The following is a 15,280-nucleotide window of genomic DNA, read 5'->3' on the forward strand; positions in this document are numbered from 1 at the left end:
AATAGCGCTAATATGCCGGTTTTCTGAAAAGCGGTGTGCAAGAAGGAGATTCAGTATGTCCCGCCCTCTCGTTTTGGCTTCAGGCTCAGCCTATCGGCGTGCCTTGCTGGATAAGCTCGGAGTCGATTATAGCTGTGATTCGCCGGATATAGATGAGACTCGACGGGACGACGAGAACGCCGAAGAGCTGGTCGCCAGGCTCGCGCTTGAGAAAGCACAAGCGGTGGCCGCCCGGAACCCCAACGCGTTGATCATCGGCTCGGACCAGGTTGCCACCCTTGACGACCACATTCTGGGCAAACCCCTGACGCACGAGCGCGCAAGCGCGCAGCTTAAGCTTGCATCCGGCAGAACGGTCCGTTTCCTGACTGGACTGTGCTTACTCGATGCCGCCAGCGAGCAGTTTCAACTGGAAGTGGTGCCCTTTGACGTGGAGTTCCGCCAGCTGCGGGACTCGCAGATCGAGAACTACCTGCAGCGCGAGCAGCCATATGACTGTGCGGGCAGTTTCAAATCCGAGGGTCTCGGCATTGCCCTGTTTCAGCGACTGACTGGGGAGGATCCGAATTCACTGGTCGGATTGCCACTGATCTGCCTGATACAGATGCTGGAACGGGAGGGGATAGATGTGTTGAGGGGCGAATGACCGCCCCTCGTTACTGCATAGGGAGTAGGCTTAGCGTAGCTGTACGCCGCCGCCCAGGCCCACCATATTGGCCAGATGGCTGGCCATGCTGACACCCAGTCGATCGATCAGCTGCTCCAGCGGACTGCCCTTGGCGCTGTAATCCACCATGGAGTCCACGCCTATGATCTCACGTGCGACATAACCGGCACTTCCCAGTCCGTCGATCAGGCCCAGGTCCACCGCCTGCTCGCCTGTCCAGACCAAACCCGAGAAAAGTTCATCACTATCTTTCAGGCGATCGCCGCGTCCCGCCCTGACCTGCTCGATGAACTGCTGGTGTGTGGTATCGAGAATCTTCTGCCAGAACTCCTTCTCCACATTGGGTAATGGCTGGAACGGATCGAGCAACCCCTTGTGCTCACCGGCAGTCAGCATCCTCCGCTCTACGCCCACCTTCTGCATCAGATCGACGAAGCCGAAACTGGCCGACACCACGCCGATAGACCCGACCAAACTGGCCTTGTCTGCATAGATATCATCCGCCGCCGCGGCAATATAGTAGGCCCCGGATGCGCCGATATCACTGATGACGGCATAGACCTTCTTCTCCGGATAGTTTCCACGCAGGCGCTTGATCTCATCGTATACATACCCGGCCTGCACCGGGCTGCCACCCGGGCTATTGATACGCAAAAGAACGGCGGCGCTGTGCTTGCTATCAAACGCCCGGCGCAGCGATCCCACCAGCGAGTCGGCATTGGCCTTTTCACCTTCAGCGATCGGCCCCTCCACCCGTACTACGGCCACATGGGCATCCGAAGCCGGGGTTGGGATCCTGGGTGTGTCTTTGAATAGATAGAGCCCCAACAGCGTAAACAGGTAAGCAAAGGTCAGCAGCTTGAAGAAGATACCCCAACGCCGCGTACGCCGATGCTCGACGTGCAGACCATTTACCAGTTTTTCGATTAGGCGCCACTCCCGGCTATCGTTGCGGCTTGCGTTGCGACTTTCCGTCTTATCAACCTGTGCACCGGTGTCGACGCCGTTGTTCTCTTCTCCCCAAGGATTCTGTGTCACGATACCGTCCTCTGATGCAGTTCATCCGTGAGATTGTCGAGCCAGTTCTCCAGTTCCGGAAACTGATGAATCTCTGTACGCGGCTTGTGCTGCCGTAAACGATCGAGGTGATGGGCACCGTAGCTGACCGCCACTGTCGGCATTCCGATCCTGTACCCCATCTCCAGATCATATTCAGTATCGCCGATCATCAGCGCATCGCCAGCTGCCAGTCCGGTTTCCTCCAAAATTTCGATCAACATGCAGGGGTCGGGCTTGGATTTCGTCTCGTCCGCACAGCGGGTCAACTCAAACAGCTCCGTTAATCCGGTATCGTTCAGCGCGCGATCAAGCCCGCGCCGGCTCTTTCCTGTCGCCACGGCCAGGCGATACCCCCTATCCCGTAGCCTGGACAACGTATCCGTTACACCGGGATAGAGCTCGGTCGGCGTTTCGTTTTGAACAAGAAAGTGGTGCGCGTAACGCTCACGCATCTGTTCGAGTGCAGCCGCCTCGATCTCAGGGATAAGTGCCCGAATCGCCTCCGGCAATCCTAACCCAATGATATTGCGCACCGCTTCGGAACAAAGCGGCTGATGACCGAGCTCGTCGGCTGCTGCCTGCATGCTGGCGATGATACGCGCCTGAGAGTCGATCAGGGTTCCATCCCAATCAAAGATCAGCAGTTTAAACAAAAGGAACTCCTTGCTGTTGAGTACTTCTGGAGTCCCTGTATATAGGAATCGACTGTTAAAACACAACCCCGCGCTGACGATCAAGTGAGATGGCGAGCCAGCAACTCAGCCAGATGTATACCGCTGGGACCGCCAAGGCGGGCTACCTGCTCTCGACAGGAGAAACCATTGGCCAGCAGCTCCGACGCCGGGTTTTCGGCCAACCTGGGCATCAGTGCCAGCTCAGCCATGGCGCGGGAGTCCTCTGCGTTCTCTGCTTCAAAGCTGAAACTGCCAGCGCCACCGCAACAGGAAGCCTCGATAAAATCGAACTCCAGTTCCGGTATCAGCTTAAGCACCTTACGTACCGACTTCATGGCCCCTACCGCTTTCTGGTGGCAGTGACCATGTACCATCACCGGTTTGGCATCGGGCAACGCTCGTAGCGGCAGGTTCAACCGTCCAGCCGCAATTTCGCGCGCCAGAAACTCTTCGAATAAAAGGGCCGAACTCGCAAGATCATTCGCACGTGGGCCCAGCCCAAGGGTCTGTATCTCATCCCGTAGCATGAGCAGCGTTGATGGCTCCAGGCCGACCACCGCCCTGCCGGCCTGCAGGTGGGGCTCCAGCTCCTTTAAAAGTGCCTGCGCCTGCTTTTTTGCTTCACCAAGGAGCCCCTGGGAGTACGCACTGCGACCGCCGCAATGCTCTTGTAACAGGTGAACGCTGAATCCGGCTGCCTCCAACACTTTCAGTGCTGCCTCCGCTACGGCAGGCGCGAAATGGTAGGTAAAGCTATCCAGCCAGAGCACAACTTCGGGAGCATTCTCCTGCCACTGCCGTGGCTGCAGGTTGGGTAATCGCGAAGGCGCGGGCAATGGATGGTCTGTGTTCAAACCCAGTTTTCGAGCAAGCGCCGGAACGGCATTCATTAGCGACACCCCGGCTTTCATTACCCGGGGGTAACGCAACAGGTCCGGCAGTTGTGCGAACAACCGCTGCCTCAGGCGCGGCGGTCGGGACTTGAACCGCTGAGCAAGATATTCTGTGCGAATCGTCGCGATATCGAGATTGGTATCACATTCGCGCTTGCATCCTTTGCAGGCCACGCAGCCCTCCATGGCCCGATCCAGCGTCGCCAGCTCCTCTGCACTGATCTCTGAGTTCAGCATCCGCTTGAGCAATCGGCTCCGCCCGCCGGGCGAGTATGCTGCATCCTGGTGAACGCGAAAGCTAGGGCACATAACGCCCTTGTCGATGGGGCGCAAACACACCATGCTGTTGATACAAACGGCAACCGCCTTGGCGAAATCGCCGCCGCTCTTGGGGATGTCGGCATAGGCATCCCCCATCCCCGCGTTTTCGTATCCAGACCAGTCCAAATCAGGTTTCATGCGACGGCCTCCTCAGCGCTATGGAGGCTTTCATCCTCGAGAATACTCTCTGCAATACCGAGAAAATTACTGCCGCCGATCTCATCCGTGGGATCCAGCTCCAGCAACTTACTCAGCACCCCGTGCGCCAGCTTCACCCTCCCCCTGCGCAGGCGGATAACACCAAGCGCCTTGAGACTGAAAAGGTAGAGCCGCGCCACGGACTGATCTTCCAGCCAAGGTGCGCTCAAACGGCTTAGCAGTCGATAATTGCGCGAAAATCCACCCTGTCGTGACGCTTCATTTAGCGTGCGCCAGACCTGACACTCAGCCTCCCGGTAGCGAGCGGTACGAAAATAGAGTTTATACAGCGCGATGTAGGTATCGAGGACACCGGGCCAACGCGCCAGTGCGTCCAGCAGCATGTGCTCCTTTTCCAGGGGGTCGGATTTTGTCGATGCCTGGTAGAGCAGCAGACTCAATTGATCGGGCAAATTGTCGGAAAAGTAACGCTGTTTTCCTTCCAGTAGCGCAATGTTATCCATGTTGATCCTGTCTGAAAAACTACAATCGGATTTTCGCCAAGCCCTTACCGCACGCGCGCGACGGGAGACTTGGAGCCAGGCCTAACCAGAGCTGCGAGGCAGGAAGGGGAAACATCCTGAGCAGCTCCGGCACGCCTGTCAGACAGGTAACTGCAAGATCTAAACCATGAGGACCGCCCCGGGCGGTGACTCGATATCAGTGCAGTTTAAGACGTGGACGAATGACCTTGTTGATCCGGGACACCAGGGTCACCAGTGCCGTTTTGACATAGCCATAGAGCGCCACCTGGTGCATGCGATAGAGCGACACATAGACCACCCGTGCAAGATGGCCCTCGACCATAACGCTGCCTCGGGTCAGATTCCCCATCAGGTTGCCGACAGTGGAATACTTGCTCAACGACACCAGCGAGCCGTAGTCACGATATTCGTAGGCAGGAATATCCTCACCGTTGAGGATCCGCATAAAGTGGGTATAAAGATGGCTGGCCATCTGATGTGCGGCCTGTGCGCGCGGAGGAACCAAACCGCCCTCCTCATCCCGGCGCTCGCACGCCGCGCAGTCGCCTATGGCGAATATACGTTCGTCGCGGGTTGTGCGCAGATCCGAACCGACAACCAGCTGATTGCGGTTGTTGCTCTCAAGCCCATCCAGGGACTGCAGCAGCTCCGGCGCTTTGACACCGGCCGCCCAGACCATAAGATCGGCAGGGATCACCTCGCCCTCATTGGTAACCAGCTCGCCCTCACGCACTTCAACTACCTGGGTTTTTTCCCGCACATCAACACCGAGTTTGCGCAACTCGGTGCGTACCGCGGCGGAGATACGACTGGGCAAGGCGCCCAATATCTGCGGACTTGCCTCTATCAGAGTGATTTTCAGACTGCTTGGATCGATATTCGAGACACCGTAGGAGACCAACTCCTGGGCCGAGTTATATAGCTCGGCAGACAGCTCAACCCCGGTTGCACCACCGCCTACGATAGAGATGCGCAATTTGCTGTGATCGCCCTGCGCACTAAGCTTCAGACAGGTATCGAGAAGCTCATTGTGAAAGTTATCAGCCTGGTTACGGTCGTCCAGGAAACAGCAGTGCTGTTTGACGCCGGGAACGCCGAAATCGTTGGTTTGACTGCCAATGGCCAACACCAGGTAGTCATAGTAAAGCGTCCTGGCCGGCACCAGCTCCTCACCGTTACTGCTCAGCAGAGGCGCCAGATGCACACAGCGTTGCCCTCGATCGAGCCCCGCTAGACTCCCAATCTGAAATTGAAAATTCGCCTGACGAGCCTGGGCCCTGTAACTGAGCTCATCAATGCTGGAGTCGAGTCGCCCCGTCGCCACTTCGTGCAGCAGCGGTTTCCATACGTGCGTGGTTTCACGATCGACCAACGTTACTTTCAATCCCTTGCGACCATATTTTCGGCCCAACCGGGTAGCGAGTTCCAAACCTCCCGCACCGCCACCCACGATGACGACATGCTGGTAGAGGTTATTGGTACCTGTCATAAATTTTGTCCTTACAGCGATACTGACGTTCGCTGGGTAAGTTGGAATCGTCTTTTAAGTAGCCCCACACTTGCTACCAGGCGCTCATCTTCGTGAGCTCTTACCGCAGAGTACGATCGAGCTACTGTATAAAATTACGCGACTGCACTGAATAGTGCTCATCCTACTCTTTGCTCAAGCAGGTGATTCATGAGCGCTCTGAGTTTTCCTGGCTTGAGCGGCTTGTTCAATACCGTCAGCCCCTCTTCCCGGAACAGACGCCGGGTTTCACCGCTGCGGTCGGCGGTCAGAATCGCTGCCGGTAGCGACAGGTCGAAATGTTGGCGCAGAAGCCGAACCGCCTCGATCCCGGTTTCATCGTTGTCCAGATGGTAATCGGCCAGGATCATCTCCGGTGGCACGGTGTACTGCACCGCCTCATCCAGATTTCCAGCCGTATCGACCGTGCAACCCCAGCCTTCCAATAATGCCCGCATGCTGACCAGTATCTCGGGCTCATTATCGACGACCAACACACGGGCACCCCGCAATGAATCCCCTTGGCTGGGCGTAGCAGTGTACTTGCGCGTACTTTCCCCACCCTCGGCCAGCGGCACCATCAGACCGAAGCGCGACCCCCTACCTTCGATAGAGTCGAGCTGAATGGGGCACTCCAGTACACGGGCGATACGATCGACGATCGCCAGCCCAAGCCCTACACCACCGCGTTTGGCGCCGCTATTTTTAAGCTGCCGAAACTCCAGAAATATCTCTTCGCGCTGCTCAGCCGGGATGCCAGGCCCCGTGTCCCAAACCTGGATCAACACCATATCGCCGCGGCGGCGCATCGACAGCAGCACCTTGCCGCGGTCGGTATAGCGAATGGCATTGCCGATAAGATTGCGCAGGATGCGCGAGAGCAGGCGCAAATCGGAGCGTACCGACAGGTTGGGAGCCTGGATACGGAACTCCAGCCCCGCCTCCTCCGCCAGAGACTGAAACTCCGCTTCCATGTTGCGCAACAAGTGTGACAGCGGGAAAGTTTGAACATCCGGCTGTACTGCGTTCTGGTCCAACTTGGAGATATCGAGCAGATCGGAAAGCAGATGTTCAGCGCCGGACAGTGCACGATGCACACGTTCCACCAGATCGCCCTCATAGGCGGCCAATTCACGTTCTCGTAGCGTGGACACCAGCAGCCTGGCGGCATTCAGCGGCTGGAGCAGGTCATGGCTGGCAGCAGCGAGATATTTATCCTTGCTGCGATTGGCGCTCTCTGCCGCCTCCTTGGCCAGCGCCATCTGGTGCTCGGCAGTCTGGCGTTCTGCCACCTCCTCCCGCAGGCGCTCATTCAGCCCCAGCAACTCTTGCGTACGCTCACTGACCCGCTGCTCCAGGGCTTCGTTTATCGCCTGCATCTGGTTCTGCATCCGGACACGTTCAGTGATATCGGAGACAAAACCCTCAATGATGGTGTGATCCGCCTCCCGCCTGAGCAGCAGGTTCATCGAAACATGGATCAGCCCACCGCCAACACGCCTCAGCCGGGTCTGGTAGAGAAACAACTGGCCAAGCGCCAGCAGCCGTTGACGTATCTGAGCAAACTCATCAGCCCCACCCTCCAGCAACAGCGCCAGCTCGCCCCCCTGCTCCAGAGATGCTCCGGTGTCAGCAGCGCAGATTCGCGCCAGGGCGGGATTGGCCTTTTCAATGCGGCCTTGCAACGTCGCCTGGAAAATACCGTGCAGCGCATTTTCGAACAACCATTTATAACGGTTGCGTTCAGTTTCGAGCTCTTCGATCTTGCGCTGCAGAGCCGGGTAATAACTCTTGCGGGTGGACTGTCCACCCAAACCTATCAGGTCATCGACTGAAACAGATGGCTCAGAGGGCTTCTTCATAGACGATCTCGACGTCGCGCAGGTTCGAGCGACGCGGGTTGGTCAATATGCACGGGTCCTTAATGGCATTGGCACTGAGATAGGGAATATCGGACACGTTGACACCGTATTTGCCCAAGGTGTTCTTTAACCCCACATCCCGCTTCAGCGCCTCTACATGGTTATGCAGACGCTTCTGAATCTGTTTGCTGGTCAACCCCCGGGTGTCGATCCCCATGGTTTGGGCTATCACCGCGAAGCGATCCTGAGCCGAGGAGAAGTTGTAGTCGATCACGTGTTCCACCAGCATCGCGTTGCACAGGCCATGGGGCAGATCCAGGTAACCGCCCAGACTGTGCGACATGGCATGCACCGCGCCTAAAATCGCGTTGGAAAACGCCAGTCCCGCCTTCATGGAACCGAGCATGATCTGCTCGCGCAGATACTTGTCTTCCGGCTGCTCTACCAACAGCGCCAGGTGGTTGTTGATCAGGCGAATCGCATCCAACGCATGCATGTCGGTCAGCGGGCCGCTTCCGGTGGACACGAAGGCCTCAATCGCATGGACCAGAGCATCCACACCGGTGCACGCAGTAAGGAACGGCGACATGGTGCTGGTGGTATCCGGGTCAATCAGCGACACGTCTGGCACCACCGATTTGCTGACGATAGAGAACTTCACCCGCTGTTCAAGATCGGTGATGATCGCGAACTGTGAAACGTCCGCCGAAGTACCGGCCGTGGTCGGAATAAAAATTAACGGCGGGATCGGGTAGCGGGTCTGATCTATGCCTTCAAAGGAGCGAATCGTCTCACCATGAGTGCTGACGATCCCTATCCCCTTTGCGCAATCCATCGGGCTACCGCCGCCTATGGCCACGATGACATCACACCCTTTTTCTTGGTAAATCTCCGCCCCGCGCATCACCTCCTCGCTGCGAGGGTTGGGCGACACATCGGTAAAGCGCACTACATCCAGGCCCTGCTCATGCAGTAACTGTTCAATCTCCAGGACCCATCCTGCGTTCACCACGCCGGGGTCCGAGACCAGCATAACCCGGTGGGCTCCAAAGGTTTTTGCGTAGTTGCCAACCATCTTGCGTGCACCGCTGCCAAAGATGATCTCGGGCGCAACGAATTTCCGAAGACTGGAGACTTCGTGGGACATGGTTCCTGCCTCAACCTCGGCAGCACATTGCGTGCTGCACCGATCATTATTATTTTGTCGCTAAGACTCTAGAGTATGCGATAAAAAATCGCCAACGGCACTGGCTCTTTCGTACCATTCTGCGAAAGGCCCAGTCAGCGGCCCGGCGGCCACTCCTCATGCCGCGGTAGGTTTTCGTATGCCAGCCACGGCGCATCATGAGAGGTCCAGATATGATGAACCGGTACCAGACCTGGATCTTCATCCAAAGTAGCGACCCGCACTATCACATGGGGTTGCTGCTGCCGCTCTGCCACCAGATGTGACCCGCAGACTGAGCAAAAGTGCCGTAACTTACCCGGCGATGACTCGAATGATGACCTCGCATCTCCTCCTCTCAGCCAACGAAAGTGTTCCCTCAACACACCTGCGGTGGTGGCAAACGCAGCCGCATGCGCCTTACGACAGGTCCTGCAATGACAATGGCCTATCGGCATATCGATACTGTCTATCTCGTAGACCACCGCGCCACATAAACAGCTCCCTTTCATTCCACCTCTCCTTTAGCAACATTTCAGCATAGAACGAAGCAGGTTATCACTGTCCGGGGAGTAGATCTCGATCGGCCGAACGGCCGCGCGCACATGATTAAGCCACGGGCTTCACGTTAGTCACTTATTTCTCACGGATTGGCGCAATAGCTGTAGATAGAATGCCAACTCCTGCTCCAGCACCTGGGCCTGATTTTCAGCCTTTCTGAAACCGTGAGCCTCATCGTCGAAGAAGTGGCTTTCCACCGACAGCCCTTTGGCTGATAGCCGTTCGGCCATCAGGCGTGTCTGTTCAGGTAGCACGACCCTGTCCCGCTCACCCTGAAAAAAGATCACGGGGGCGCTAATACGCTCGGCATTGTTCAGTGGGGAGCGCTGGTCGTAGCGCATAGCGTGCACGATAGGATCCCCTATCAGCCAGTGCAGGTAGTGCGATTCGAACTTATGTGTAACTTCGTTGAGGCGCGCGGGGTCGGATACGCCGTATAGACTCGCCCCGCCGGTGAACAGCTTACTTTTCGTCAGCGCACTGAGTGTCGTAAAGCCACCGGCACTGTTGCCGCGGATGAAGATCGCCGCGGGGTCGGCCAACTGTCGCTCTATCAGGTCAAGTGCTACCGCTATAACATCCTCAACGTCGGCAACCCCCCACTGCCCTTCCAGTTGCATACGGTAGTCCCGGCCATAGCCGGTGCTGCCGCGATAGTTGATGTCAGCAATCATGAACCCCCGCTGGGTCCAGAACTGTATCCCGGGCTTGAATGTGGGCGCGGTGGCAGCGGTCGGCCCGCCGTGGGTATAGATCACCAGGGGCAAAGGGGTAACACCAGATGCATCTGGGCGGTACAGAAAGTACGGCACCGCACCGCTCGGTTGTAGCGGCGTCGCCCCTGGTTCTGGATTGGTTACCGGATAGTCCGGCACAGCGCCACCATACAATGCATCGCTGAATAAGGTCGCAGAACCGACCTCTCCATACAGGCACAGAACTGCCGGACAGCGGCTGCTGTATTCGGCGATGCAGCAGATCTTGTCATCCGCCAGTGTCAGCGAGTGTAGCCTCGTGGCCGGAACATCCAGGTGCAGTCTCTGCCACCTGTCGCCGGCATGCCGGAAGAGTCCCGAGTAACCTTGATGCTGCCCGATAGCATAGAGCTGGCCGGCGTCGTCCCAACCGTAGGTGGCGATACCAAACTGCCAGGGCGCAGTCGTAAACTCCGTGTCAGCGGGCTCATCGCCCGGCAAAGGGGTAAAACTGACGCCGTTGAAACGCTCTATCCGCCACCAATTCTGACGGTCTATCACCACATGAAGCTCACCCTCAGGGGAAAACCTGGGCTGCGCCCAGGCGCCCACGCAATCGGAAACCTCTCGACAGTCCATTGAGTGGCCGTTTTCAGTGAGTGCCGCTAGATATAGCCGGGTATAGGTCCAGGGCTGATTTGGATGGTTCCACTCCACCCAGGCAAGTTGCGAGCCATCGGGACTTAAGGTCGGAGAGGCGTAAAAATCAGCACCCTCGGCCAGTACACGCAGCCTGCCGTCACCGCCGATACTGACCAAACGATTCACCGGCTTTTCAGCGTCGGATTGATGAGTTTCGCAGATCGCAATCAGTCGCTGGCGGCAGGCATCGAATACCAGGTCGGCAAACCGACTGTCCGGCAGGTCGGTTAGCCTGCGAACAACACCTTCCTCCAGGCTCAAACACCAGACCTGTTGGTCGCTGTCGTTGACGAAGAAGGCGTTAGAGTTCGAAAGGCACCAACCGCCGCCGCCATACTCGTGCACGCGGCTGCGCACACTGAACGCCGATGGCAGCAGGGATATCGCCTCACCCTGTCTGAATAGGCAGAGCCGATTCTGCCCGCTGCGGCTATCGAAACTGATACCGTATACCCGACCGCCCTGAGTGCGCAGTGCGGCATACTCCTGTATCGCTTTGACTGCATCCGTTGCTGAAATCGGTTGTTCAACCTGAGCGGGCGAAAACACGGGAGCCGTCAGCTAAATTTTGAGAGCCGTCAGCTAAGGAATGAGAGCCGTCAGCTGATTTTTGAGAGCCATCAGCGCGTGGACGAGAACCAGCCGCGTACTGTCGAGAGTTACGCTCGTTTCTGAAGCTGATCGGCCTGCCGGAACTGTCTAACTCAGCCGCCTCGCGCGCGGCCAGTATCTTGCCGTGATCAGGTGACTTGCCGCACACAGGATCCGCCGCATGCATATCGCCGGTCATCATGTAGGCCTGACAGCGGCAGCCGCCATGGTCCTGCTCTTTCTCGTCACAGGATCTGCACGGCTCCTGCATCCATTCGTCGCCACGGAAGTAGTTGAATCCGTTTGATTCATTCCAGATATCGTGGATCGTTTGATCCTTCACGTTGGGAAACTCGATCGGCAGCATCCGCGCGCTGTGGCAGGGCAAGGCGGTGCCGTCCGGTGTCACGGTCAGAAAGATCTCGCCCCAGCCGTTCATGCACTTCTTCGGTCGCTCCTCGTAATAGTCGGGGGTCACAAAAATCAGCCTGATCGGGTTGCCTTCCGCCTTCAGCTTCTCACGGTACTCGTTGGTGATTCGCTCGGCACGCTCCAGCTGCGCCTTGGTCGGCAGCAGCTGCTCCCGGTTCTCGTAGGCCCAGCCGTAGTATTGGCAGGTGGCGAGCTCCACGTAATCGGCTTCCAGCTCGACGCAGAGTTCGATAATGCGGCCGATCTGGTCGATGTTGTGCTTGTGGGTGACGAAGTTGAGCACCATCGGGTAGCCCTGCGCCTTCACTTCGCGGGCGATCTTCAGCTTCTGCTGGAATGCCTTTTTCGAGCCGGCCAGCATGTTGTTGACCTCCTCGTCGGAGGCCTGGAAGCTGACCTGGATATGGTCCAGCCCCGCGTCGCGAAATGCGGCGATACGCTCGCCGCTAAGGCCGATACCGGAGGTGATCAGATTGGTGTAGTAACCGAGCTTGCGCGCCTCGGCGATCAGCTGTTCCAGGTCCTGGCGCACCAGCGGTTCGCCGCCGGAAAAGCCGAGCTGCGCCGCGCCCATCTCGCGTGCCTGGCGGAATACACTGATCCACTCTTCGGTACTCAGCTCGCCGCCAGCACCGGCGAAGTCGAGTGGGTTACTGCAGTAGGGACACTGCAGCGGGCACTTGTAGGTCAGTTCGGCGAGCAGCCAGAGCGGCTGCCCGTGGGTCTTGGTGCGAGCAAGCGCGTTAGCGGTAGTCGATCCAGCGTTGTTCACGGGCCACCTCCAGAAACTCCAGGATATCGCCGCTCAGGTCTCCGGCTTCGGGAAACTTCTCCATCAGCGCCGCACTGATCGCGGTGACGTTGCGCTGGCCATCCACCAGCGCCAAAATTTCGCCGGCGCTCTGATTGAGCTTGACCATCCCCTCCGGGTACAGCAGCACATACGCCTGCTGGGCCGGTTCCCACTGAAAACGAAACAGGGTGCCCAATACCGGCACGCGGAAATCGGTTTTGACGGCAGCGTTCATCGGAACAGTCCTCGGTGGTAGACCTTCTCCCTGGTAACGGTGTGATACGGCGGGCGTTCCAGCTCGTACGCCATGCTCATGGCATCGAGCATGCTCCAGAGCACATCCAGTTTGAACTGCAGAATCTCCAGCATCCGCTCCTGCTGTTCGCGGGTGTCGTAGAAATCCAGCGTGATCTCCAGCCCGTGCTTCACGTCGCGCCGCGCTTCTGTCAGGCGGTTACGGAAGTACTGATAACCCTCGGCCTTGATCCAGGGATAATGGCTGGGCCAGGTATCCAACCGCGACTGATGGATGGTGGGCGCAAACAGCTCGGTGAGCGATGAGCTGGCAGCCTCCTCCCAACCGGCACGGCGGGCGAAGTTGACGTAGGCATCGACGGCAAAACGCACGCCCGGCAGTACATGCTCCTGGGACAGGATCTCTTCCCGGGTCAGGCCTACCGCCTCGCCGAGACGCAGCCAGGCTTCGATACCACCCTCGGCATCGCCGTAGCCGTCGTGGTCAAGAATGCGCTGTACCCACTTGCGGCGCACATCGCGGTCCGGGCAGTTGGCCAGAATTGCGGCATCCTTGAGCGGGATATTGATCTGGTAGTAGAAACGGTTCGCCACCCAACCACGGATCTGCTCCGGCGTGGAGCGCCCCTCGTACATATCGACGTGGTACGGGTGGAAAATGTGGTACAGCTCGCCCTTGGCGCGCAGCGCCTGTTCGAACTCGTCGCGGCTCATCGGTGCTTGTGTGCTCATGCGAATCTCCTACAGTTCTATGCTCATACCGTCATACGAGACCTCGATGCCGTGGCGTGTCAGCTCGGCACGCTCCGGGGAGTCCTCGATCAGGATCGGATTGGTGTTGTTGATATGAATCAGCACCTTGCGCGGCTTGGTCAGGGTATCGAGGAAAGCGATCATGCCCTCCTCTCCTGACTGAGCCAGGTGACCCATATGGACGCCAAGCTTGTCGCCGACGCCGTTATGAGCCATCTCGTCATCACGCCACAGGGTGCCGTCCACCAGCAGGCAATCGGCCTCGGCCATCATCGCCGGCAGGTGGGGTTCGATCCGGCCAAGGCCGGGAGCATAGAACAGGGATTTGCCGCTCTGGGTATCGCGGATCAGTACGCCAATGTTGTCGCCCGGATGCGGGTCATTGCGGTGCGGCGAGTATGGCGGTGCGCTGGAGATCAGCGGCACGGCGATAAACTCCAGCCCCGGCGCACAATCGATGGTGAAACGGTTCACCGCCTCATCGACCGGGATCCGCTTGCGATTCAGACCGCCATTCCAGTGCTCAAGCATGTTGAACACCGGGAAACCAGTGGTCAGATCCTGGTGGACCATGTCGGTGCACCAGACATCGAGTGGGCAGCCTTCGCGCAGCAACAGCAAACCGGTGGTGTGATCGATCTGGCTGTCCATCAGTACGATGGCACCGATACCGGTGTCGCGCTTGGCGCGAGCCGGTTGCATCGGCGCAAAATCGGCCAGTTGAGCACGGATATCCGGGGATGCATTGAACAGCACCCAGTCGACACCGTTGCTGGAGACCGCGATGGAGGATTGCGTACGGGGCTTGGCGTTGAGGGTGCCGTTTCTGACGCCTGCGCAGTTGGCACAGTTGCAGTTCCATTGCGGAAAACCACCGCCGGCGGCTGAACCCAGAATCTGTATTTTCATTGTTATTCTTCTTTGCCCAGAGTGGATTGAGGGGATACAGCCAATCGGCTGCGAATCCGGGCTGGGAGGAAGGCTACCGACGAAAAGTCGGCAGCTTCACTCGGAGCGCATAACTTACATAAGTTAACGGTTAGCGAAGTACATGGTGACTTCGAAGCCGATACGCAGATCAGTGAAAGCGGGTTTGGTCCACATAGCTGTTTCCTCGATTGTTATTGTTGAACACACCTTGATCTTAGGAGTCGCACAGCCTGCGCCATATCGTACTTTGGAACTAAATCGGACCGGAAATAGTACTCCCTCCGAGGTGGCTCATGATCTCTAGCACTTGACCTTGGTCATGTGCCCCCAACCGTTGTTGGCGCATGATGCGGTTAAATATGAGCGATGAGGTGCACATTATGGGTTTGATGCAATTTCTCGAAAACCGTATGGATATGATGAGCGGCATGCTGGCGGCGTCAGGCGCGGACCTGTCTCGCCTCCCCCACAGCTCGTTTGAACAACAGTTTCGTACCGCCACCTTCCGCTGCCTCAACTGTAAAAATTGTCAGGACTGCGAACGCTGGCTCAGCGAGGGCCACTTGCAGCAGAAAGTACCGGGATTCTGTCCCAACGCCGAACTGATGAATAGCGTGCGCGATTGAGCCAAATCACCGCACTCGACTACGACACACCCCGATCCACACGCTTGCGCCGCACCTGCGCACCCCCTGCGCCCGCGGCATACCGTACATCCTGTACATAAAAAATCGGCT

16 protein-coding genes are annotated in these 15,280 nt (G+C 57.8%); 2 read left to right on the forward strand and 14 right to left on the reverse strand.

Annotation, left to right across the window (positions count from 1 at the left end):
• Nucleotides 1-55: 55 nt before the first annotated feature.
• Nucleotides 56-646 (forward strand): Maf family protein, encoded by a 591-nt coding sequence (locus IEX40_RS09495; RefSeq protein ID WP_188747584.1) that lies wholly within the window; start codon nucleotides 56-58, stop codon nucleotides 644-646.
• 30 nt (nucleotides 647-676) lie between these two features.
• Here IEX40_RS09495 and sppA read toward each other — a convergent pair whose 3' ends face one another.
• From sppA to pqqA, 14 genes are all read right to left on the reverse strand, one after another.
• Nucleotides 677-1,705, reverse strand: a complete 1,029-nt coding sequence (gene sppA, locus IEX40_RS09500; RefSeq protein ID WP_188747586.1) for a signal peptide peptidase SppA — start codon at nucleotides 1,703-1,705, stop codon at nucleotides 677-679.
• A complete protein-coding gene (locus tag IEX40_RS09505) occupies nucleotides 1,702-2,379 on the reverse strand; it encodes an HAD family hydrolase (protein WP_188747587.1) in 678 nt (225 codons plus the stop codon). Before IEX40_RS09505 ends, sppA begins: the two co-directional genes overlap by 4 nt.
• 80 nt (nucleotides 2,380-2,459) lie before the next feature.
• Nucleotides 2,460-3,752: a (Fe-S)-binding protein gene (locus tag IEX40_RS09510; RefSeq protein WP_188747589.1), complete on the reverse strand. Its 1,293-nt coding sequence runs from the start codon at nucleotides 3,750-3,752 to the stop codon at nucleotides 2,460-2,462.
• The gene (locus IEX40_RS09515) at nucleotides 3,749-4,276 is read right to left on the reverse strand and encodes a hypothetical protein (protein ID WP_188747591.1); all 528 of its coding nucleotides are present in this window, start codon (nucleotides 4,274-4,276) and stop codon (nucleotides 3,749-3,751) included. Before IEX40_RS09515 ends, IEX40_RS09510 begins: the two co-directional genes overlap by 4 nt.
• A gap of 196 nt (nucleotides 4,277-4,472) precedes the next feature.
• The gene (locus tag IEX40_RS09520; RefSeq protein WP_188747593.1) at nucleotides 4,473-5,786 is read right to left on the reverse strand and encodes an NAD(P)/FAD-dependent oxidoreductase; all 1,314 of its coding nucleotides are present in this window, start codon (nucleotides 5,784-5,786) and stop codon (nucleotides 4,473-4,475) included.
• A 158-nt stretch (nucleotides 5,787-5,944) separates the two neighbouring features.
• Nucleotides 5,945-7,666 carry a PAS domain-containing hybrid sensor histidine kinase/response regulator gene (locus IEX40_RS09525; RefSeq protein WP_188747595.1) on the reverse strand — a complete coding sequence of 574 codons (1,722 nt, stop codon included), beginning with the start codon at nucleotides 7,664-7,666 and terminating at the stop codon, nucleotides 5,945-5,947.
• Nucleotides 7,650-8,813: an alcohol dehydrogenase-like regulatory protein ErcA gene (gene ercA / locus IEX40_RS09530; protein WP_188747597.1), complete on the reverse strand. Its 1,164-nt coding sequence runs from the start codon at nucleotides 8,811-8,813 to the stop codon at nucleotides 7,650-7,652. Before ercA ends, IEX40_RS09525 begins: the two co-directional genes overlap by 17 nt.
• Nucleotides 8,814-8,947: 134 nt before the next feature.
• A complete protein-coding gene (locus tag IEX40_RS09535) occupies nucleotides 8,948-9,343 on the reverse strand; it encodes a GFA family protein (RefSeq protein ID WP_188747599.1) in 396 nt (131 codons plus the stop codon).
• A 120-nt stretch (nucleotides 9,344-9,463) separates the two neighbouring features.
• Nucleotides 9,464-11,338 carry a S9 family peptidase gene (locus IEX40_RS09540; protein WP_188747601.1) on the reverse strand — a complete coding sequence of 625 codons (1,875 nt, stop codon included), beginning with the start codon at nucleotides 11,336-11,338 and terminating at the stop codon, nucleotides 9,464-9,466.
• Nucleotides 11,316-12,584, reverse strand: coding sequence for a pyrroloquinoline quinone biosynthesis protein PqqE (pqqE, locus tag IEX40_RS09545; protein WP_188747603.1), 1,269 nt, complete (start codon nucleotides 12,582-12,584; stop codon nucleotides 11,316-11,318). The genes IEX40_RS09540 and pqqE overlap by 23 nt, the downstream gene beginning before the upstream one ends.
• Entirely contained in the window at nucleotides 12,556-12,840 is a 285-nt protein-coding gene (pqqD, locus tag IEX40_RS09550) for a pyrroloquinoline quinone biosynthesis peptide chaperone PqqD (protein WP_188747605.1), read from the reverse strand. Before pqqD ends, pqqE begins: the two co-directional genes overlap by 29 nt.
• Nucleotides 12,837-13,592, reverse strand: coding sequence for a pyrroloquinoline-quinone synthase PqqC (gene pqqC, locus IEX40_RS09555; protein WP_188747607.1), 756 nt, complete (start codon nucleotides 13,590-13,592; stop codon nucleotides 12,837-12,839). Before pqqC ends, pqqD begins: the two co-directional genes overlap by 4 nt.
• Nucleotides 13,593-13,601: 9 nt before the next feature.
• Complete coding sequence (gene pqqB, locus IEX40_RS09560; RefSeq protein ID WP_188747608.1) at nucleotides 13,602-14,522, reverse strand: pyrroloquinoline quinone biosynthesis protein PqqB; 921 nt, start codon at nucleotides 14,520-14,522, stop codon at nucleotides 13,602-13,604.
• Between the two features lie 123 nt (nucleotides 14,523-14,645).
• Nucleotides 14,646-14,717, reverse strand: a complete 72-nt coding sequence (gene pqqA / locus IEX40_RS09565; RefSeq protein ID WP_003253598.1) for a pyrroloquinoline quinone precursor peptide PqqA — start codon at nucleotides 14,715-14,717, stop codon at nucleotides 14,646-14,648.
• A gap of 206 nt (nucleotides 14,718-14,923) precedes the next feature.
• Here pqqA and IEX40_RS09570 point away from each other — a divergent pair, with 206 nt between their 5' ends.
• On the forward strand, nucleotides 14,924-15,169 hold the full coding sequence (locus IEX40_RS09570) for a DUF6455 family protein (RefSeq protein ID WP_188747610.1): 246 nt from the start codon (nucleotides 14,924-14,926) through the stop codon (nucleotides 15,167-15,169).
• The last annotated feature ends 111 nt before the right edge of the window (nucleotides 15,170-15,280 follow it).

It is taken from the genome of Marinobacterium zhoushanense, assembly GCF_014641945.1.
In the GTDB taxonomy this organism is placed as follows: Bacteria; Pseudomonadota; Gammaproteobacteria; order Pseudomonadales; family Balneatricaceae; genus Marinobacterium_D; species Marinobacterium_D zhoushanense.